The sequence below is a fragment of the Bacillus sp. FSL K6-2865 genome (genome assembly GCF_040311405.1).
GTDB lineage: Bacteria > Bacillota > Bacilli > Bacillales > Bacillaceae > Bacillus > Bacillus velezensis.
Genome location: NZ_CP152036.1, coordinates 363,516 through 385,116, shown reverse-complemented (window position 1 = coordinate 385,116; position 21,601 = coordinate 363,516). Strand labels below are relative to the sequence as shown.

The following is a 21,601-nucleotide window of genomic DNA, read 5'->3' as shown; positions in this document are numbered from 1 at the left end:
TCTGACGGGAATTGTATTGATGAACAGCCCCGCCATCGTTTCTATGCCGTTGATTTCTGAAGGACGGCCTGATACGACGGTGCCGAACACCACATCGTCTGTATAGTTGTATTTGCTGAGCACCGCACCCCAAACGGCCTGAAACAGGTTAGGCCCCGTGACTTGATGTCGGTTGGCGGTCTGCTGAATCTGCGCGACCAGCTCTTCATCCCAGACAAAAGAATATTCTTCATTTTGGTAGTCTTTCTTTTCTGATGCCAGACGGCCCGGGAGCAGGCTCGGCTGTTCGAAATCCGCCAGTCGGCTGCTCCAATATTGTTCCGCCTCCTCATAATCCCGGCCTCCGAGCCATTTGATATAGTCAGAGTAAGGTTTGCCTTGGCTTCCCCCGGCAGGCCGGCCGGCACGAAGCGCTTCATAGTTTTGGAACAGGCTTTTCATCAAAACGCCCATACTCCAGCCGTCCATGACGATATGATGATTGCTCCAGACGAGATACAGCTCCTTCTCACTGAGTCTGAACACCGCCGCTTTAAAGAGAATATCTTTCGCCAGATGAAAGCCCTGCTGCTGCACGCCGCGTTTATAGCGTTCAATATATTCGGTTTGGCGCGATTCATCTAATTGACTGATATCTTCATAGTGCACCTTCGTCTTCCGCTCCGCCAATACGACTTGGCGCGGTTTTTGAAGCTGCTGGTGCACGAATACCGTACGCAAAATGTCATATGTCCGGATCAGCTCATTGACGCTTTTTTCAAAAAGCTCCAGCTGAAAGCTTCCGTGAATCCTAAGCTCTAATTGTGTGAAGTAGGAGGAAGAATGCGGATCAAGCAGCGCATGATACAGCATTCCCTCCTGCATCGGTGTGAGTGCATACACCTTTTGAATCGATTTTTTGCTCATATGTCACCTCTGTCTTTTCTGTTAGAGAATTTCCATTAATTTATCAAGTTCATCAAGCGTCAGATCATCATCGCCAAGATCGCTAGGCGTAAGCTCAGGTCCGTCTTGGGCCAGGCAGTGATCTATGATTTTCAAGAGGTGCCCTTTAAAACTGTCACTGAACGATTGAATGGTTTTTTCATGAAATTCGAGAGAATGATAGGCAAACGTCATCGTCATCTGCCCATTTTCTATAAATCCGACAATATCAAGCGCATTCGGCTTCTCTGTGTCAGGGCTCAGCGATTGTCCTGACGGCATCCCGGATCTTGTAAATAAGCCGGAATCCGACATCTCATTAAACTGGCCTAAGTAGTTAAAGCTGATATCCGGATCAATCTCAAATGAAAGATTCTCTTTATGCTCAGGCGCCGTTACATAACGCAGAATGCCGTAGCCGACTCCTTTGTTCGGGATGTGTCTGATGTCTTCTTTCATTTGTTTCAGCTGATATGAAAGATCGTCGGCGTGCTTCATCTCAAGGATCATCGGATACATGCTCGTAAACCATCCGACCGTCCGGGTGATATTCAGGCCGTCAAGAATGTCTTCGCGCCCGTGGCCTTCCAAATGAACGCCGATCGTGTCTTCACCCGTCCACTCTTTCAGCGCCAGTCCGAGCGCCGTGAGCAGGATGTCGTTCATTTCGGTGTGATAGGCTTCATGTACGTTTGTCGTCAGCTGTTCAGTTTGTTCAGGCGTCAGAGAGAAGCTGACCGTTCTCGTATGTCTCATGCGCTGATCACCAGACTGCCTGTCTTTCGGAAGCTGAGTGCATACCTCTTTTTCCTCAAGCTCTCTCCAGTAATCCGCTTCTTTCAGAAACGCCTTCGTATTTGCGTATTCTTTGATTCTCTCGGCAAATTCGGCGAATGAATGTGTTTTCGGCGGCAGCGCGGGTTCATTGCCTTGCTTCAGCTGCGTATAAACGGACGTAAAGTCCTCCAGTAAAATCCGCCAAGATACACCATCCACGACTAAGTGATGGATTGCGAGAAGAAGGTGGTCTCCATCTTCAGCCCGGAAGAGCCCGGCTTTCAAGAGATGTCCTGTTTCCAGTGAAATACTGCTTTGAAGACGGTCTGCTTCCCTTTCGATACGGTCCTCATGGTCTTCAGCAGGTCCGTTCAGCTCAAAGACGTTCAGTTCAACAGACGCATCCTCAAGCCCTCTGTAATACGGTTTTTGTTCACGATAAATCATCCGGAGCGCATCATGGTGAACCGTCAGGACATGTAATGTTTTTTCTGTTATCTCCGGATCAAAGCCGTCTTTCGCGTGAAGCATGACGGATTGGTTCCAGTGGTGTTTGTCCGTGAAGTTTCGTTCAAAGAACCAGCGCTGGATCGGCGTTAAAGCCGCTTCGCCTTCGACAGGGCCCTGGTCGGCCTGCTTGCCTTCCGTCCGCTCCACGTAGGAGACGAGCTCTTCGATGGTCGGATGCTGGAAGAGATCTTTCATCTCCAATTTATAGCCGTGCTGGTTCAGGCGGCTCGCCATTTGGATGCCTTTGATCGAGTCCCCGCCGAGCGTGAAGAAATTATCGCTTACGCCGATCTGGTCAAGACCGAGCACTTCCTGCCAAATGTCGGAAAGCAGCGTCTCCATCTCCGTTTCCGGCGCTTTGTATGCCGCGCTTCCCGCTTCAATGTCAGGCGCCGGCAGGGCTTTTTTGTCAATCTTTCCGTTTGCGGTGACCGGAAGCTCGTCCATCTCCACCCAGAACGCCGGCACCATGTAGTCAGGCAGCGTGTCTTTCAGCGCGGATTTGAGCGCTTCAATATCGTCCTGCTGAGGCGCGACATAGGCGCAAAGCGCGGTATTGCCCGCTTTGTCTTCCACGGCCGTCACCGCTGCGTCATGAACGTCCGCAAGCTGGGCGAGGCGGACTTCGATTTCTGAAAGCTCGATCCGGTAGCCCCGCACTTTGACCTGCTGGTCAATACGGCCGATGTATTCGATGCCGCACTGCGCGTTCCATTTGACGAGGTCGCCGGTCCGGTACATGCGCTCGCCGGGCACGAACGGATCTGCGGTAAACCGCTTCGCCGTTTCTTCTTCACGGTTCAGGTATCCGCGCGCCAGACCGCGGCCGGCCACGCACAATTCACCGGCAATGCCTTCCGGCTGCACCTGATCGCCGTCGCCGAGAATATAAACTCTCGTATTGGCAATCGCCCGTCCGATCGAAAGCGATCCTTCCTCCGGATTGATGACGCCGCTTGTCGCGACGACGGTGTTTTCCGTCGGGCCGTAGTTGTTGACGATCGTGTACGGCTGTTTCACCGCCCGCTTCAGCTTGTCGCCGCCGACGAGAAGCATGCGGAGAGAGGTATTTTCCAGCTCCATAAATTGTTCGGCCAGCTGCGTCGGCAGGAAAGTGATGGTCACGCCGTGCTCTTCGAAATAGTGATTTAAGCGGGTGATATCCAGCCGGATCGCTTCGTCAATGACGTGAAGCTCCGCGCCGATGGTCCATGTCGGGAACATTTCCCAGATAGAGGCGTCAAAACCGAAGCCCGCGTATTTGGCGCTTTTATCATCCGCCGTCATGGCGAATGCGTCGTGATGCCAGAAACACAGGTTCACCAGCGCATGGTGTTCGACCATGACACCCTTCGGCTGTCCGGTCGTTCCTGACGTGTAAATCATATAAGCGAGATGATCCGCCGTTGTTTCCGTCTGCGGGTTCGCTTCATCGTTTTCATCAAGCGGCAGGCTCAAAATGGAGCGGCTGCCGTCAAGCAGAATCGTTTCTCCGTTGTAGCTTTCCGGCACGTCGAGCGCTTCCTGTGTAAGAAGAAGCTTGGCGCCGCTGTCCTGCAGAATGTAGCTGATCCGCTCTTCCGGGTAGTCGGGATCAATCGGCACAAATGCCGCGCCTGCTTTCAGGACGCCGAGTACGCCCGCGGCCATTTCCAAGGACGGTTTCGTCAAAATGCCGACACGTTCGTCAGCCGTGACGCCGCAGTCCATGAGAATGCGCGCGATCCGGTTCGCCCTTGCGTTCAGCTCGCCGTACGTCCATTTCGCGCCGTTGTATGCCGCGGCCGGCCGGTTCGCGTAGCGGGCGGCCGTTTCTTCAAAGAGACGGTGAACCGTTTTATCCCGCGGCACAGAAAGTGTTTTTCCCTTCCATGCGTTGAGGAGAGCTTGTTTTTCTGTTTTATTCACCAATGAAAGCTCAGAAAGCTTCGCAGCCGGATTTTCCGCTGCGGCTTCTAACAGTTGAAGCCAGTAATGCTTCCATGTCTCTGCCGTTTCCGGTTTAAACAGCGCGGTGTTATATTCAAGCACAAACGTTAAACCTTCGTCTGTGTCCTCAGCCGTCATTGTCAGGTCAAACTTGGCTGTTTTTCTGTCAAACGGATGGTGCTTCAGCTCAATTCCTTCCATGACCAGATCTTCCGCATTTGCATTTTGCATTGAGAATACCGCATCAAACAGCGGATTTCTGCTCGTATCACGCTGCACCTCAACCTTTTGCAGAAGGTCTTCAAGCGGATAATCCTGCGCGTCAAATGCATGTAAAGCGGTTTGTTTTACTTCTTTAAGATAGTCCGTGAACGTTTTGTCCGCTTCCGGATACGTACGAAGCGCGAGTGTATTCACAAAAACACCGATGACGTTTGCGAGATCCGCATGTGACCGTCCCGCAACCGGCGAGCCGACAATGATGTCATGCTGTCCGCTCAGTTTTGATAGAAAGGCGCTGTATGTCGCCAGCAGCACCATGTACATGGTAGAATCCGTTTGTTTCGCAAGACTGCGAAGAGCCGACGTCTGTTCCTCAGTCAGAGAAAAGACCAGCTTGTCTCCTTCAAAGGTTTGCACGGCCGGACGGCTGTAATCAGCCGGCAGCGTCAATACCGGAAGCTCGCCGTCAAGCTCCCGAAGCCAATGCTCCTCCTGCTTGCGGTACTGCTCTGATTGAATAAATTTCTGCTGCCATACCGCATAGTCTTTATAATGAATCCGCAGCGGCTCAAGCGTTTCGCCGCCATACAAGCGGGACAGTTCATCTATCAGCACGCCGACTGAAGCGCCGTCCGAAATGATATGGTGCATGTCAAACAGCAGCAGGTGGTCATGTTCAGCCAGCTTGACCAGTCCCGTTCTGACGAGAGGAAGCTGATCCAGGCGGAACGGCCGGATAAAGCTCTGAATAATCCGTTCAGCATCTTCTTCAGAGGCTTCATAATATTCCATGTCGATATCAGCTTCCGTCCATATGCGCTGAACCGTTTCCCCATCCTTTATGTCAAATGTCGTTCTGAAGGCTTCATGGCGTTCTGTCAGCTGTTTCATGACGGATTTCAGCTTTTCCGCATCAAGCTTTCCTTTTAAGCGGAGCACAGACGGCATGTTATAGCTTGTTTCAGCGCCTTCCAGCTGCTGAAGCACGAACATCCGCTTCTGCGGTGAAGAAACCGGATACGTTTCCCGCTCGGCCGCCGGTGCGATGCTCTCAGCCGCCTTCCGCTCAGCCCCTTCAATCAGCTGCGCCAGCCCCGCAACCGTCGGAGAAGTGAACAGATCCTTTAAGGTAAGCTGCACGCCGAATGTCTTCTGGATAAGGGCCAGCAGTTTCATCCCCGCTAACGAGTGGCCCCCGATCTCAAAGAACTGGTCATGGACGCCGACCCGCTCCATTTGCAGCACCTCAGCCCAAATATCCGCCAGTTTTTGTTCTGTTTCATTGCGCGGCGCCGTATATGACACGGCATTCGCTGCGGTCACATCCGGCATCGGCAGCGCCCGCCTGTCGATTTTTCCGTTCCCTGTAAGAGGCAGTTCATCCAATTGAATAAAGACGGACGGAATCATATAAGCCGGAAGATCCTTCGCCGTATGCTCCCTCAGCTCCCGGGAAGAGATTTCCCTGAGGCCGACAACATACGCGCAAAGAAGTTTGTCACCCGCACCCTGATCCACAGCGAGCACAATACATTCCTGAATCTGGTCATGACTTTGGAGCTGATGCTCAATTTCGCCAAGCTCAATCCGCTGACCGCGGATTTTCACCTGATGGTCGATACGTCCGATAAACTCGATATCGCCATTCGGAAGCCATCTGGCCAAGTCGCCCGTTTTATACATCCGTTCACCTTCCTTAAACGGATGCTTTACAAATTTTTCTTCCGTCAGTTCAGGACGGTTGTAGTAGCCTTCTACGAGTCCTTCCCCGCTGACGCACAGCTCTCCCGCGATACCCGCCGGCTGAATGCGTCCGGCTGAGTTCATGATAAAGACTTCCGTATTGCTGACCGGTTTCCCGATCGGAACGGAGAGCGTATCCTCTTCAATGACATCCACCGGATGGTATGTCGCAAACACCGTGCTTTCCGACGGGCCGTACATATGAAGCAGTCTTCCTTTTCCGACTGCCGCAAGCGCCTTTTTGACATGTTCTACAGACGCTCTTTCGCCCCCGAACATGATTTTCCGAAGCGTCGTCAGACAGGACGGCTCCATATCAACAAGCAGGTGGAACAGGGCCGTCGTAATCATCAGAATGCTGACGTTCTCCCGTTTGATCACACGGGACAGGCGTGACATATCCAGCACCGTATCTTTCGGGACGATTACAAGCTTTGCACCGTTTAACAGCGAACCGAACATATCAAACATAAAAGCGTCAAAAACGTAGTTTGACAGACCGAGCACTGTGTCCTCTTCAGAAACAGTCAAATAGTTCGTGTTTTTTACCGTCCGCAAAATGTTGGCATGTGTGACGATGTTTCCTTTCGGCGTTCCCGTCGTGCCTGATGTATAAGTGAGATTGGCAATCGTTTTGGAATCAAACGGCAATGCTGGATTGCGAGAGTCCTTTTCATAGCTCGCCTCATCATCAGCAAGCACAATGACGCCTTGAAAACCGGCCTTTTCCGCAAGCGGCTTGAGGCTTTGCTGAGTCAGGAGCACATTCGCCCCGCTGTCGCGGAAGAAATGCTGAATCCGCTGAACCGGATGCTCAGGATCAATCGGCACATAGGCGGACCCCGCTTTTAACACAGCCATAATGGAAACAATCATATCCATTGACCGTTCACACAGAACAGCCGCGGTTTTTCCGCCGCCTCCGACCGAAAGAATATGCCGCGCAAGCCTGTTGGCGCGTTCATTCAGCTGCTGATACGACAGGGTTTCCCCTTCGAACTGTAGAGCCGTCCGGTCAGGGTTCTTTCGGACTTGTTCTTCAAAGATCTGCACGATCGTTTGATCTTTCGGGTATACCGTGCGTCCCGGGTTGAACCGCTGTAATTGATTCAAAGCCTCCCGTTCAGAAAGCAGATCATATTCGCTGATTTTCGCATCCGGCTGAGCTGCCGCGCTTTCCAGCAGACGGACATAGTGCGCAAGCATGCGATCCGCAGTTGAGCGCTTAAACAGCTTCGTGCAATAATCCAAATCAAGCGCAATGCCTTCCGCTGTTTCCCGAGCCTGCATGGTCAGGTCGAATTTGGCGATATTGAAGTTTGTTTCATGAAGAGACAGCGTCAGATTACCGATCTCCGGAATTCCGTCCGAGGCGTTTTGCAGACTGAACATCGTATCAAATATCGGATGCCTGCTCATGTCCCGGGGCACGTTCAGTTCCTCTGTCAGCCACTCAAACGGATAATCCTGATGAGAAAACGCATCCAGCACCTGCTTGCGCACATGACCTAACAAGCCGGCAAATGTCTGATCCTGCTTCACGGAGCTTCGCAGCGCAAGCGTGTTGACAAACATCCCGATAAGCCCCTCGGTATCGGAGTGATTTCTTCCCGCTGACGGTGTTCCCACGATGATGTCTTCCTGTCCCGAATACTTAGAAAGCAGCGTATAGTATGCTGATAACAGCACCATGTAAAGGGTGGCTCCGTTTTTCTCGGCAAGCTTCTGCAGCCGTTCCCGCAGCATTTTCGGCAGCTTGGCGGACACGCGGTCACCTTCAAAGCTTTGCACCTGCGGCCGCGGATAATCAGGGAGCAGCTGAAGCACCGGCAGTTCGCCGCTGAAGACTTCTTTCCAGTACGCCCGCTCCTTCTTGTAGCCTGCTTTCGCCCGTTCCGCCTGCCATACGGCATAATCTTTATATTGAATGCGCAATTCAGGCAGCTGATTTCCGCCGTAGATGTCAGCCAGTTCCTTCAGCATGATGGAAATAGACACCCCGTCAGAAATCAGGTGATGCATATCAAACAGCAGCATATGGCGATTGTGACCGAACGTTTGCAGGCCGATTCTGAACAGCGGCGCCTCAGATAAATCAAAACGGCGCACAAAGTCCTTCATGACCTGTTCATTCGTTCTTCCGCGCGCTTCGATCATTTCAATATGAAACGGAACATGCTCGCCAATCACTTGTCTCGGCGTGCCGTCCTCTGATTGAAACGATGTTCTGAGCGCTTCATGCCTGCTGATTAAGGCAGAAAATGCACGCTCAAGCTTTTCACGGTCTAAAGCGCCCTCAATCATGGCCGCAGCCGGCATGTTATATCCGACTCCCGCGTCTTCAAATTGGCTTGCGATATAAGTCCGCTGCTGAGCGAGCGAAAGCGGATAGCTCGCCTGCTTCTCAGCCGGCTCAATTGCCCTGAATGCCGATCCTTCGTTTCGGTTTTCCGCATAATCGGCAAGCGCCGCAATCGTCGGATGCTCAAACAAGTATTGCAGCGGAATTTCAACGCCCATTTGCTTATGAATTTTCGTCAGAAGCGTCATTGCCTTTAATGAATGACCGCCTGACTCGAAGAAATGATCATAAATGCCCGCCTTGTCCATTCCGAGAACTTCCTGCCAGATGACGGCAAGTGTTTCCTCCGTTTCATTTCTCGGCGCGGCATATTCAGATGAGCTGACAGCCTGCACATCAAGCGCAAACAGCTTTTTGCGGTCCGCCTTCCCGCTCGGCGTGAGCGGAATTTCGTCCGTTTTTGTAAAGTAAGCGGGCACCATGTAATCAGGAAGGTGCTTGGACACATACTCCCTGTACTCGGCAGGGTGAAACTCGGTTCCTTTTTCCTGAACGATATATGCGCAGACATCTAAGCTGCCCTGCTGATCCGGCCGTGCCAGCACGACGGCCTGCGCCGCGCCCGGAGCTTTTCTGAGCACCGTTTCAATTTCTCCCAGCTCAATGCGGTAGCCGCGGACTTTCACCTGATCATCTTCACGGCCGATATATTCGATCGTCCCGTCCGGCAGCCAGCGCGCCATATCACCCGTGCGGTACATGCGGCCGTTTCCGTTAAACGGATCCTGCAAAAACTTCTCTGCGGTCAAATCCGGCAGATTTAAATAGCCGCGGCCTACACCGTCACCCGCGATATACAGCTCACCGGCCGTGCCGTCGGGCTGAAGCCGCTGGTGCTTATCCAATATATACAGACGGGCGTTGCCGAGCGGTTTTCCGATCGGAACGTACGCCGCCTGTTGATTCATTCCGTTATCGGCTGACACCTGATGCACGGACGCATCTACGCACGTTTCTGTCGGCCCGTAGACATTCGTCAGACGCGGCGCCCTGCCCGATTGATGAAAGAGCGTCATCAGCTGCTCGGCAACAGCCGCGGACAGGCCCTCTCCCCCAATGAGCATGTGGCGCAATTCAATTCCGCTGACATCTCCCGCCGCAACCATCATCTGCAGATGCGCAGGCGTTCCGTCAGTGGCTTCAATCCGGTTTTGACGATAATAGTCCAGCAGTGCCGAGCCATTCGTTACAGTCGTTTTCGGCACGATATAAAGCGTCTGTCCCAAAAGAAGCGAGGCAAATATCTGTTTGACGGACGCATCAAAATGAAACGGAGCCAAAAGCGCCATTCTTAACGTCTGCTCACCGCATTGATAAATCTCCTGCTGCAGTGATTGCACCAGATGATGAACTTGCCGGTGCTCAATCATCACGCCTTTCGGCCGCCCCGTTGTACCTGACGTGTAGATGATGTAAGCCAGCCGGTCTGATTGTGTGATGACAACGTCCGCAGCCGTTTCAAACTGAACAGCCTCGTCAAAATCAATCCGTTCGGCATCCGCTGCAGGCACCTGTATTCCGGCCTCCGTCAGAACAGCCTTCGCTCCGCTGTCCTCTAAAATGTACTGAATCCGATCCGCCGGAAAGTCAGGATCTATCGGCACATAGGCGCCGCCCGCTTTCAAAATTCCCAATATTGCCGCAATGACACGCTCAGAACGGCCAAGCAGCACCGCGACAGGAGAATCGGCTGATATCCCGGCTTGAAGAAGGCGTCCGGCAATACGGCCTGACTGTTCATGCAATGTGCGATAGGACAATGTTCGGCCTTCATACACAACCGCGGGTTTGTCAGACAGTGACTTCACTTTCTCTTCAAACAGCCCCGGTATCGTCATCTCCTTGCGGTAATTCACCGGATTGCCGGAGGCCCGTTTCAGCAGCCGCTCTTTCTCGGATTCAGAAAGAAGAGTAAGTTCATCAATTATGCGATCAGGAGATGAAATCGCATCTTCAATCAGCGTGATCAAACGTTCAGAAACAGATTCAATCTCTTCCCCCTTGAAAATGTCGCTGCGATAGTCAAAATCAATTGTCAATTTCCCGGTGTCCCATCGTTCCTTCACATGAATTGAAATATCATTTGTACCGCTTCCGCTGAAAATAGGGTCTGTCAGGAAGGACAGATTCTCTTTTTTCTGCCACTGCATCACCTGGTACTCCAGAGCCACCGTAAACAATCTGCTCAGCGAACTTTTCGAAGCGCGCAAATCATTGACAAGCAGGTTATACGGATACTTTTGGTGGCGGAGAATTTTCATCAGATCCTTCATCCGGCCTTTAACGAATTCCAAGAACGACTGTCCTCCGTCAACGCTTGTCCGCACAGGCACCGTAGATACGAACATCCCGAGCATCTGCTTTTCTTTCGCATTCGTCCGGTTTCCCATAAACGTACCCGTGACAACGTCATCCCGGCCGGTCACTTTGTAGAGATAAGTGATCAGAGCTGACTGGAACAGAGATAGTACGCTGACTTTATGCTCCTCGCAGAATGAATGAATGCGGCCATATAAGTCGTGAGGAATTTCTTGAGAAAACCGTTTCGCATCAAGACCCGCATCTGCCTGGCTCCGTTTCAGGGACACAAGCTCCGGCACGGTCTCAAACTGCCCGTTCCAAAAATCCCGATCCTTTTTAAACCGCTTCGACTGCACATATTCCTGCTCTGTCAGCACGTGCTCGATAAAAGAAGGAATCTCCGTCTGTTCCTCACTTGTCCCGCCTGAAAGCTCCAAATAAATATCAGTAATCGCATTGCCCAGAATCGTCATGGAAATCCCGTCTGAAATAATGTGATGCACATTAGCGTAAAACCAGACCTCATTTTCACTGATCGTGTGCACGGAAAAACGGAATAAATCCTGATCATATAACGCCAGAGGCTTGCCAGCTTCTTCACGCCCCCATTTGGACAGCTCGTCCGCAGAGCAGCCGGCTTGCCTGATATCTGTGTGCCCGATAGAGAGCGGACGGTATTCGCTCACATATTGAACGGGCTCCCCCTCATCATCAAGCCGCAGACGGATTCTCATCGACTCATACCGCCGGACGAATTCCTGTATCGCTTTCTCAACGTAATGAGCCTGTACGCCGTCTTCAGAAATGAGTTTCCCGAACCCGGCAAGATTTGAAATACTTGTGTTCGGATAGAATTTTTCTGTATACCAGATACGTTTTTGAGCATTTGTTAAAGGATAAAAAGTTATTTCCATATGTGTGCGCCTCCCCTTTTTAAGATAAAGATGTCAATTCTCCCTTAGAAACAGCCTCCCTCTATGTCCCTAACTCATTCTCAAGCCAAAAGAACCACTTACCTCCAAAAACGATCCCGATTCAATCACCGCCGAAATCCGTCATCCGTTCACCCGCGCAGTCCGAAATGCGGCATCAAATTTATGAGAAATCAAGACAAAAAGCCATTGATTGTAAGCACGAAAGGTTTACCTATTTCTGCATGTATTTCTATATATCTACTTACGTTCACTTTATATGAAAATATTGTTTTTATCACCGAAAAATGGGTGAAAAGTTTCATGCGGCACACCGAAAAAAATTCCGACAAATCCAGAGGGTATTTTGCGGCATCCCGCAATTTATTTTCAAAAATATTATTTACGTAAAATTAAAAATCTTTAAACTATAATGAAAATCTGTCGAATATCCAGTTATGGCAGAATGAAAAAAATTTACGTACGTAAGCTGACCCGGAAAAAACAGCGCAAGAACCGAAACAGACGGTCCGAATGTTCGCAATATGATTTCATTAAACCGCAAAAAAAGCACTCTATTTTACATAGAGCACTTCAAAAAGATTCCTTTATTGCAGTTTTATCAATGTTGATTAATTCCATATAATCTTTTCCCCACTTATACATGGCGTCCAGAATCGGCATAAGGCTTTCTCCTTGCGCCGTTAAAGAATACTCCACTTTCGGAGGGACGACAGGGTAAACTTCCCTGTGAACGATCAGATCCTGCTCCAGCTCCCTGAGCTGATTCACAAGAATTTTGTGCGTAATATCCGGAATTAAAGCTTTCAGCTCATTAAACCGCTTCGTCCCTTCTTTTCCCAAGTGCCACATAATCAGCATTTTCCACTTCCCGCCTATCACGGCAAGCGTCAATTCCTTTTCGCAATTAAACGTTTTCTTATCCATTCGGCTCACGGGCCATTCTCCTTCCTCTTACTTTTTGTACGTTGATCATCTATTCATACACGCTTACTTTTTTACACAACTTTCATCAGTTTATACTACCACGCAGTTTTGCTGAAACAAAGCGCATTGCCTGCTTGGGACAGTATCCTCAAAGTAACTATTAGACTTCAAAGTGCGTACTTCTCAACATGCGGGGCACTCTATAGAATGAAAATACATAAAAAAGAGGAGTGGATATAAAGTGGAATTACAGCTGGCATTAGACTTAGTGAATATCCCGGAAGCAATTGAACTTGTGAAAGAGGTCGAACCATATATAGATGTTGTAGAAATCGGCACTCCCGTTGTCATTAATGAAGGCCTGAAAGCCGTACAGGAAATGAAATCAGCCTTTCCTCACTTGAAAGTGCTTGCCGATCTTAAAATCATGGATGCAGGCGGCTACGAGATCATGAAAGCGGCAGAAGCGGGAGCCGACATCATCACCGTTTTAGGAGCGACAGACGACTCAACAATCAAAGGGGCGGTTGCCGAAGCAAAAAAACAGCAGAAAAAAATTCTCGTCGACATGATTAACGTAAAAAACCTTGAAACACGGGCAAAAGAAATTGACCAGCTCGGTGTTGATTATATTTGTGTTCACACAGGTTATGATCTTCAAGCAGAAGGAAAAAATTCATTCGAGGAACTGACGGCGATTAAAAAAGCGGTCAAGAGCGCTAAAACCGCAATTGCCGGAGGCATTAAACTTGATACGCTTCCTGAAGCCATCAAACAAAACCCAGATTTAATCATTGTCGGCGGAGGCATTACGGGAGCTGACAATAAAGCGGATGCTGCTGCTAAAATGAAACAGCTGATCACACAAGGATCATGAAAACGACTGAATACTTACATGAAATACTAAATGAAATATCCCGCACCGCAGCATTAATATCCGACAGTGAAGCTGACAAGCTTGCGGATCAGATTTTATCGGCAGATCAAATCTTCACGTCCGGAGCGGGACGTTCCGGCTTTATGGCTAAAGCGTTCGCCATGAGGATGATGCACATCGGTCTGAACGCTTACATCGTCGGTGAGACGCTTACCCCTCCCCTCCAAGAAGGCGGTCTCGTCATCATCGGCTCAGGCTCAGGCGAAACAAAAAGTCTGCTTCATACGGCTGAAAAAGCCAAAAGCCTTAACGGCATCATCACTGCATTAACGATTAACCCCGACTCAAGTCTCGGCAAACTTGCGGATCTTACAATAACGATTCCCGGCTCTCCTAAGGAAGAGACCGGCGGAGACAGAAAGACGATTCAGCCGATGGGTTCTTTATTCGAACAAACTCTTCTGCTGTTTTACGATGCGGTTATTCTAAAAATCATGGAGAAAAAAGAATTGAATTCAGCAGACATGTTTACAAAGCATGCGAATCTGGAATGATTTGCTGACGGCCTTCTTATCAGATGGCCGTCTTTTTATCGTCTTGTTGCGCCCGGTCATGCAGGCCAAGGTTTTCGGGTCGGACACTCGCAGACAAAGATATCCTGCGGTGAGCTTATCGCTATAATAAGTCAATTGACGATACACCCGCAACTATTCATTTCTGAATAGGGAAACGGCAAAAAACACTTTCTGATCGAATTTTTAATGAATAAAGTTGATTTGTGCGGATGGTTTTACAGATATTCAGCTGAATTGCGGCTGAGAAATATATTTTAACAGCTTTACAGCAACCCGATTCTGCTTTATTCTTGGACCAGCTTTACAGCAATTAAAACTGGAGGTGATTGATACTCTTGAAAACATTAAAAGCACTGCTGCTTGTTCTTATCATCATTGCCGGAGCAGTCGCGGCCCTGATCAAGGGTGATCTTTTCTCAGATAACGAGCAGACCGTTCAGAAGAGTGATTACGACAAAGTAATCTTATTTCCGTCCGATCGATATCCGGAAACAGCAAAGCATATTAAGGACGCGATAAAAGAAGGACATTCCAGCATATGCACCATTGACAGAGACGGAGTACATAAGCGGCGTGAGCAATCTCTTAAACATGTGCCCGTCAAAACGGGATACGATAGAGATGAATGGCCGATGGCGGTTTGTAAACAGGGCGGAAACAACGCCTCCGTAGAATATATTTCTCCGGCAGACAACCGCGGAGCCGGCTCATGGGTCGGACACCAGCTTACCAATGATCCCGACGGAACGAGAGTATTATTTAAAATCAAGTAAAAAACAGGAGGAACAGCGCATTGATTAAATCATGGAAACCGCAAGAACTGGCCATTTCTTATCATCAATTTACAATCTTCCAAAAAGATTCAGAACCGCCTGTTATCGATTGGACCGATGAAGCCATTGAAAAAGGATATGCGGAAGCTGACGGAGCTGTTTCATTTGAGGCAAGGAGAAATACGAGGGCATTTATCGTTCTCAGGCTTAACACAAGTGAACCGGTACCATCCTATGAGAAAAAAGCGACTGTTCCCTTTGAGGCTGTAAAAGATGGAATTGAGATTGAAAGCGTGATGTCAAAGCGGCTTTCTTTTAATATTCCGAAAGGCCGATACAGCCTTACCTGTTATTCAGTGCCTGCCGAAATATCCGATCTTCATGCGGATACGTATATTATTGATGCAGCCGCAATGTAAAAGAAATCCCTGAGAGAATCTTATTTCTCTCAGGGAACTTTTATAAACTTTTACCGTTTGTTTCAATTACATTCTGGTACCAATAAAAACTTTTTTTCCTGATCCGTTTCAAATCCTTTTCATCTTCTTCATCTCGATTGATATAGACAAAACCGTAGCGTTTTTGATAGCCGTTCAGCCAGCTTAACAGATCCGTGAATGACCAGCTGCAGTAGCCGATGAGATGAACTCCGTCACTAATGGCCTCTCTGCACTGTTCAAGATGGGAGCGTAAATAGTCAATTCTGTAGTCATCCTGAATTGAGCCGTCTTCTTCTATTTTATCGAATTCCCCCAGCCCGTTTTCTGTTATAAAAACCGGCAGCTCATAGCGGCTCGTTATACGCCGGAGGCCGATGCGCAGACCTATCGGGTCAATCGTCCAATCCCAATTACTCGTCACGAGGTTAGGATTCTTTTTCGTTTTAAACAGCCCCGGTATACCGGTATCCTGGTTTGTCCCTTTCTGACCAGTCGTGTTCATTTTCCCCTCCGATACACCGTCAAGAGGATTTCTTTCGTACGTAATCGTCTGATAATAATTAACACCGATAAAATCCGGCTTGCCTTTTGCAAGCAATTCCATATCCCCGGCTTCAATGGCGGGCGCCCAGCCCTTTTCCTTTAAATAATTGAAAGGAATTTGCGGATAAGTCCCCCGGCAATACATATCAAGCCACCAATGATTCATAAATTCCTCTGCGTTTTCAAATGCAGTTATGTCTTCAGGATGACTTGTAAGCGGATAAGCCGGTGAATAAGCGAAGCTCGGGCCGATCATGCCGTCAGGAACATATTGTCTGAAGGATTCAATCGCTTTGGCATTAGCTAAAAATGCGATATGATTCGCTTCATAAAATCGTTTTCTGTCCTTTACGCCGGGCGGATGTGCAGCTGTAATAAACCCGTTATGAAAATTATAATTCTGCTCGTTTAACGTGACCCAGTATTTCACCTTGCCGGCAAATCTTTTGTATAACGCAATGCAGTAATCATTAAAATCATCAATAATTTTTCTTGATTCAAAGCCGCCGTATTCATCCATCAGCGCCTGAGGCAAGTCCCAATGATAAAGAGTCAGCACCGGCTCAATATCGTTAGAAATCAATTCATCGATCAGGTCTTCGTAAAATGCGATCCCTGATTCGTTGATTTCCTCTCTGCCATTCGGAAAAATTCTCGGCCAGCTGACAGAAAAGCGGTAAGCTTTCAAACCCATTTCTGCCATCAAGGCGATATCTTCTTTATAACGCTCATAATGGCCGACTGCTGTATCGCCATTTGAGCCTTTAAACGTTTTACCCGGTATTTTCGTGAATAAGTCCCATACTGAAGGTCCTTTACCGTCTTTATTCCAGGCTCCTTCAACCTGATAGGCAGCCGAGGCTGACCCCCATAGAAATGTATCAGGGAACAGGCCCTGTTTTTTATGTATCATGTGTTTCATCCTCCTGATGCGTATGATATTGATATCATACGTTATGAAACGCGTTTCAGAGCAATCCCGATAAAAACAAAAAAGCATCCGGCTTGCCGGATGCTTAAGAATGATGATGCCGCTTTTCCAATTTATGAGGCGGAGGCTTCGGGACAAACCCATTTTGTTTCATCATGTTAAAGCGCCTGTCCATATGCTGTTTAATATGTTCTGCTTTTTCTTTCGGCAGGACCCCGTACTCAACATATTTGGATATAACATGTTTTCGTTTTTCGAGCACTTCTTTTTCAAGTGATTCAATTTCTTTTTTCTGCTGTTCCGTGAGTGACATTGTTGAAGGCATTTTTGTTCCGGCGGCGTGTGCCGGCATTGTGAAAACCATTGCTGTAATGAAAAACACAGCTAAAGACAATGCAGCTTTTTTCATGACTCTTTCCTCCTTTAACGTTTGTTATATGTTGCTCCCTCATCCATTTTTTATGCAAAAAAAAGAGCGAAATTATTCGCTCTTTTCAATCGATTCGTCCGGCAGCGCGTATGTGACATACGTTCCCGCTACAAAATCGTGGATTGACCGTCTGTCTTCTCTCATTCCGACCATGAATGCGCTCACGATCACACCGATTCCAAACGTCACGCCATATATCAGGCCGCCCACAAGCACTCTCAAAATCATAGTGAAAAAGCCTACCTGAGTGCCGTCTTTTTTGACGATGCGGATACCGCAGATCTTTTTGCCGATAACATAACCGTTCCAGTATACAGGGAGCAAAATAGCATAAAGAGTCAAAATGATGCTGATCATTGTGCTCTCATTCGGATCTTTTCCTGTTGCCAGCATAAAAATAATCGCCAAAGGCACTGAAGTAATTAAATAGTCGAGTACCACGGCTCCCAATCTGATCCAAAATCCCGCCGGTCTGTAAATATTCATCGTGTTTCTCCTCGCTATGGCTTTAAAATCACTTTAATGTTGCCATCTTCTTTTTTGTCAAATATATCATATGCAGCAGGAGCTTCCGCAAGACTCATTTTGTGTGTAATGATATCCGTCGGATCAATTTCATTTTGTTCGATCATTTGATACAGCATCGGCATCAGATGAATAACGGGTGCCTGGCCCATTTTCAAAGAAACGTTGCGTGTGAAAAAATCACCGAGCGGAAAGCCGTCCGCTTCAGAAATGTATGCGCCCGTGAGCTGCACGGTTCCGAACTTCTTAACGGCTTCTGATGCTGTAAGAATCGGACTGATCGTTCCGAACTGATTCGGTTTTTGCTCTGTTTTTTCTTTTGAAAGCGGCGTGCCGTCCATTCCGACACAATCAATCACTACATCCGCGCCCCCTGACGTTTGTTCATGCAGCTGTTTCCCGATCTCATCATGTTCTGAAAAATTGAAGGTCTCTGCTCCGTTTATGCGTCTCGCATGTTCAAGGCGATGCGGGACTTGATCAACTGCAATAACCCGTTTAGCTCCTTTTTTCCACGCGAATTTTTGCGCCATTAAACCGATCGGACCTGATCCCAGAATCACGACTGTATCTCCTTTTTTCACTCCGCTGTGCTGGACGCTCCAAAAGGCGGTCGGCATGACATCTGACAGAAGCAGCACCTGCTCATCTTCAAGCTCACTGTCTGCCGGAACCAGAAAAGAAGAGAAATCAGCATAAGGAACACGTAAATATTCAGCCTGCCCGCCGGGATAATTACCGTTAAACTCCGAAAAACCGAATAAGCCGCCGGCATCTGTATGAGGATTTGGATTAGATTCATCACACTGGCTTTCCATCTGGTGCTTGCAATAATGACATTCTCCGCAGCCGATGTTAAAAGGAATCACGACCCGGTCGCCTTTTTTCAGCTTTTTGACTTGACTGCCCGTTTCTTCAACGATTCCCATCGGCTCATGCCCGACGATATAACCCGGATCGGCGGGTATTCCGTTTTTATATAAATGAAGGTCTGAACCGCATACCCCGGTTGCGGTGATTCGAACGATGACATCTCTCTCATCTTGAATGGCGGGTGCCGGGACTTCTTTCACTTCCATATGTTCTTTTCCTTGGTATGTCAGTGCTTTCACACTTGGTCAGCTCCTTTTTCATCACTCCTTCCCTTTTCACCTGCTTCTAAACTTGGCCGGTATGTTATTCGGCCCGCTGAATATCCCATTGAAAAGGATCTTCAAGCTGCGACCAATCGGAATCGAACTCAGACGGCGTGAGCAGGCACTGATCCAATTCCTTTGTAATGGCTGCTTCATCTAAATCTGTTCCGATAAACACCAGGTTCGTATGACGGTCTCCGAATTGGTCGTCCCAATCTTCCAGAATCTCCGGTTCCTGCTGTTTGATCTGCTCCTGCTCAAGTTTCGGCATTGCCGCCACCCAATAAGAAACAGGCTCAATCGAAACCGCCGGACCCGCCTGAGACATCAGCAGCGCAAGGCTGTTGCGGGTTGCGCACCAAGCAATTCCTTTTGCGCGCACAATGCTGTCAGGCATTGATTGATGCAGCCAGCTGTCAAAACGAACGGTATGAAACGGCAAACGCCGCGAGTACACAAACGAAGTGATACCGTACTCTTCCGTTTCGGGAGTGTGCGCTTCATGACCTGCCGTCAGCTCCTTTATCCATCCTGCTGATGAACTCGCTTCCTCAAACTCAAATAAACCGGTATTCAATATGTATTCGGCGGGCACTTCTCCGCGGACGGACCGGATCAGTCTGGCACGGGGCTGTAATGCGCGAAGAACCGTTTCCAGCTGTTCAAGCTCTTTTTCGCCGACCATGTCGCATTTATTTAAAATGAGCACATCACAAAACTCGATTTGGTCAATTAATAAATCGGCAATCACCCGTTCATCCTCTTCTCCCGCTGCTTCCTTCCGGTCAAGAAGGCTGTCACCGGACTGGAAATCATGCCAGAAGCGGCTTGCATCCACCACGGTCACCATTGTGTCCAGCCTGCAGAAAGTTGTCAGATCAATGCCCATTTCTTCATCTATATAAGAAAATGTCTGGGCAACGGGAATCGGTTCGCTGATCCCGGTTGATTCAATCACTATATAATCAAATCTGCCGTCTTTCGCGAGTTTCTCAACTTCGACTAATAAATCTTCACGCAGCGTGCAGCAGATACAGCCGTTGGATAATTCTACGAGTTTCTCATCCGTCCTTGACAAGCCGCCTCCCTGCTTCACCAAGCCCGCGTCTATATTTACTTCGCTCATGTCATTGACGATGACGGCAATTTTTAAACCGTTGCGGTTTTGTAAAATATGATTCAAAACGGTCGTCTTTCCGGCACCAAGATAGCCGCTCAATACTGTAACCGGAATTTTTTTCATAAAATAGCCTCCTGACAAAATAGAATGATTACGATTTATACCCTGCACCTGCCTTATTATCATCATGATGTACATTATTATAAATCGTAATCGTTACTATTTATTCTGATGTATTCTCCGTTTAAAATCAAGTGAAAAATAATCAATCATAAAAAAGACACGCTGTCATACGTGTCTTCCGCCCAAACTTAAACATCCGCAGGACTGTTTTCAGTGCTACAGCTTTTTCTCCAAAAATAGCCTGCGGCCAGAACAAGCACAAATGCGAGCAATGTGATACATGAGAAAGAGATAAAACCGATCGCATAAGTTCCCGTCATCTGCTTCAATGATCCTAAAATATTCGGAAGGAAAAAACCCCCTATGCCGCCGGCTGCTCCGACGATTCCCGTCACCATTCCGATTTCTTTTGCAAAGTGCTGAGGGACAAGCTGAAATACCGCTCCGTTGCCCATACCGAGCGCCATCATTCCGATAAACAGCAGAACGATCACCGTTGAAAGCGGAGGCAGACTGCTGACTCCCGCCATACACAGAGCCGCGATGACAAACAGTACAGCCAGAACTTTCGCACCTCCCGCCCGGTCTGAAATCCAGCCTCCTGCAGGGCGAAAAAAACTGCCCGCTGCGACACATATTGTGACGAAATCACCGGCATGGATTTTTGACAATTGATATTGATCAACGAAAAAAATCGCCAAAAAACTTGATAATCCCACAAAACCTCCGAAAGTGACGCCGTACAGAAGACAGAAACACCATGTTTCCTTCTGCCTGAAAACGTGAAGGTAGTTTTTAAGCGGCTGCGGTGCGGGCTGTGCAGGAGAGTCCTTCGCCATGACGATAAACAGTATAAAAACGATCATCAACGGAAGAAGCGCAATTCCCATTACACTGTGCCACCCAAACTGTTCCGCAAGGCGGGGACCGAACAATGTCGCAAACAAAGTGCCGCTGTTGCCGGCACCTGCTATCCCCATCGCAAGCCCCTGCAAGTGAGGCGGATACCACCGGCTCGCCATCGGAAGCGCAACAGCAAAACTTGCGCCCGCTACGCCCAGCAGAATGCCGATCGCATACAGCTCAGTCAAAGAACGGCCGCCGAATGCCCCCCAAAGCAGCGGGATCATCGTGATCAGCATCCCGATCACAGCTGTTTTCTTCGGCCCGATCCTGTCCGTTAACACACCTAAAATGATCCGAAACACAGATCCTGATAAGATCGGCAGAGCCACGACAAACCCTTTTTCAAAAGAAGATAACCCGAAATCCTGAGAAATATAAACGCCGAGCGCCCCCAGCATTACCCAAATCATAAAACTCACATCAAAATATAAGAAGGAACAGAGCAGAGTGAGCGGATGACCGCTTGTTTTTAATTCCGACAGCTTCATAACATTCTCCTTTCCGGTCTTCTATCATTTCAAATTGCTGAATCAAGAATATATGACCGGCATTCACCGGAAAAGACATGTGTAAGATAATGCGACACATTTAATGC

General features: G+C 48.6%; 13 protein-coding genes. 4 read left to right on the top strand and 9 right to left on the bottom strand.

All coding sequences use genetic code 11. The features are described from left to right. Nucleotides 1–41: 41 nt before the first annotated feature. The 3 genes from NYE42_RS01835 to NYE42_RS01825 form a co-directional block, all read right to left on the bottom strand. Complete coding sequence (locus NYE42_RS01835; RefSeq protein ID WP_352427002.1) at nucleotides 42–332, bottom strand: hypothetical protein; 291 nt, start codon at nucleotides 330–332, stop codon at nucleotides 42–44. 595 nt (nucleotides 333–927) lie between these two features. Next, nucleotides 928–11,682, bottom strand: a complete 10,755-nt coding sequence (srfAA, locus tag NYE42_RS01830; protein ID WP_352426724.1) for a surfactin non-ribosomal peptide synthetase SrfAA — start codon at nucleotides 11,680–11,682, stop codon at nucleotides 928–930. Between the two features lie 591 nt (nucleotides 11,683–12,273). Further along, a complete protein-coding gene (locus NYE42_RS01825) occupies nucleotides 12,274–12,636 on the bottom strand; it encodes a helix-turn-helix domain-containing protein (RefSeq protein ID WP_012116770.1) in 363 nt (120 codons plus the stop codon). A 232-nt stretch (nucleotides 12,637–12,868) separates the two neighbouring features. Here NYE42_RS01825 and hxlA point away from each other — a divergent pair, with 232 nt between their 5' ends. The 4 genes from hxlA (at nucleotide 12,869) to NYE42_RS01805 (ending at nucleotide 15,271) form a co-directional block, all read left to right on the top strand. Next, nucleotides 12,869–13,504 carry a 3-hexulose-6-phosphate synthase gene (gene hxlA / locus NYE42_RS01820; protein ID WP_031378686.1) on the top strand — a complete coding sequence of 212 codons (636 nt, stop codon included), beginning with the start codon at nucleotides 12,869–12,871 and terminating at the stop codon, nucleotides 13,502–13,504. Further along, nucleotides 13,501–14,058, top strand: a complete 558-nt coding sequence (hxlB, locus tag NYE42_RS01815) for a 6-phospho-3-hexuloisomerase (protein WP_007409354.1) — start codon at nucleotides 13,501–13,503, stop codon at nucleotides 14,056–14,058. The genes hxlA and hxlB overlap by 4 nt, the downstream gene beginning before the upstream one ends. A gap of 356 nt (nucleotides 14,059–14,414) precedes the next feature. Further along, the gene (locus tag NYE42_RS01810; protein WP_003156588.1) at nucleotides 14,415–14,852 is read left to right on the top strand and encodes a NucA/NucB deoxyribonuclease domain-containing protein; all 438 of its coding nucleotides are present in this window, start codon (nucleotides 14,415–14,417) and stop codon (nucleotides 14,850–14,852) included. 20 nt (nucleotides 14,853–14,872) lie between these two features. Further along, on the top strand, nucleotides 14,873–15,271 hold the full coding sequence (locus NYE42_RS01805) for a competence protein ComJ (protein ID WP_014416873.1): 399 nt from the start codon (nucleotides 14,873–14,875) through the stop codon (nucleotides 15,269–15,271). 40 nt (nucleotides 15,272–15,311) lie between these two features. Here NYE42_RS01805 and NYE42_RS01800 read toward each other — a convergent pair whose 3' ends face one another. From NYE42_RS01800 to NYE42_RS01775, 6 genes are all read right to left on the bottom strand, one after another. Beyond that, nucleotides 15,312–16,748: a family 1 glycosylhydrolase gene (locus tag NYE42_RS01800; protein ID WP_352426723.1), complete on the bottom strand. Its 1,437-nt coding sequence runs from the start codon at nucleotides 16,746–16,748 to the stop codon at nucleotides 15,312–15,314. Nucleotides 16,749–16,851: 103 nt separating this feature from the next. Beyond that, complete coding sequence (locus NYE42_RS01795) at nucleotides 16,852–17,175, bottom strand: YckD family protein (protein ID WP_040221546.1); 324 nt, start codon at nucleotides 17,173–17,175, stop codon at nucleotides 16,852–16,854. 72 nt (nucleotides 17,176–17,247) lie between these two features. Next, on the bottom strand, nucleotides 17,248–17,682 hold the full coding sequence (locus NYE42_RS01790) for an RDD family protein (protein ID WP_352426722.1): 435 nt from the start codon (nucleotides 17,680–17,682) through the stop codon (nucleotides 17,248–17,250). A 14-nt stretch (nucleotides 17,683–17,696) separates the two neighbouring features. Beyond that, nucleotides 17,697–18,833 carry a zinc-dependent alcohol dehydrogenase gene (locus NYE42_RS01785; RefSeq protein ID WP_352426721.1) on the bottom strand — a complete coding sequence of 379 codons (1,137 nt, stop codon included), beginning with the start codon at nucleotides 18,831–18,833 and terminating at the stop codon, nucleotides 17,697–17,699. 64 nt (nucleotides 18,834–18,897) lie between these two features. Next, nucleotides 18,898–20,100, bottom strand: a complete 1,203-nt coding sequence (locus NYE42_RS01780) for a GTP-binding protein (protein ID WP_352426720.1) — start codon at nucleotides 20,098–20,100, stop codon at nucleotides 18,898–18,900. A 188-nt stretch (nucleotides 20,101–20,288) separates the two neighbouring features. Next, on the bottom strand, nucleotides 20,289–21,494 hold the full coding sequence (locus tag NYE42_RS01775; RefSeq protein ID WP_352426719.1) for a nitrate/nitrite transporter: 1,206 nt from the start codon (nucleotides 21,492–21,494) through the stop codon (nucleotides 20,289–20,291). Nucleotides 21,495–21,601 lie beyond the last annotated feature (107 nt).

Excerpts from the sequence above, each read along its gene's own strand:
- NYE42_RS01835 (WP_352427002.1), bottom strand. The coding sequence starts at position 332 with ATGAGGAGGCGGAACAATATTGGAGCAGCCGACTGGCGGATTTCGAAC.
- srfAA (WP_352426724.1), bottom strand. The coding sequence starts at position 11,682 with ATGGAAATAACTTTTTATCCTTTAACAAATGCTCAAAAACGTATCTGG.
- hxlB (WP_007409354.1), top strand. The coding sequence starts at position 13,501 with ATGAAAACGACTGAATACTTACATGAAATACTAAATGAAATATCCCGC.
- NYE42_RS01800 (WP_352426723.1), bottom strand. The coding sequence starts at position 16,748 with ATGATACATAAAAAACAGGGCCTGTTCCCTGATACATTTCTATGGGGG.
- NYE42_RS01795 (WP_040221546.1), bottom strand. The coding sequence starts at position 17,175 with ATGAAAAAAGCTGCATTGTCTTTAGCTGTGTTTTTCATTACAGCAATG.
- NYE42_RS01790 (WP_352426722.1), bottom strand. The coding sequence starts at position 17,682 with ATGAATATTTACAGACCGGCGGGATTTTGGATCAGATTGGGAGCCGTG.
- NYE42_RS01780 (WP_352426720.1), bottom strand. The coding sequence starts at position 20,100 with ATGAAAAAAATTCCGGTTACAGTATTGAGCGGCTATCTTGGTGCCGGA.
- NYE42_RS01775 (WP_352426719.1), bottom strand. The coding sequence starts at position 21,494 with ATGAAGCTGTCGGAATTAAAAACAAGCGGTCATCCGCTCACTCTGCTC.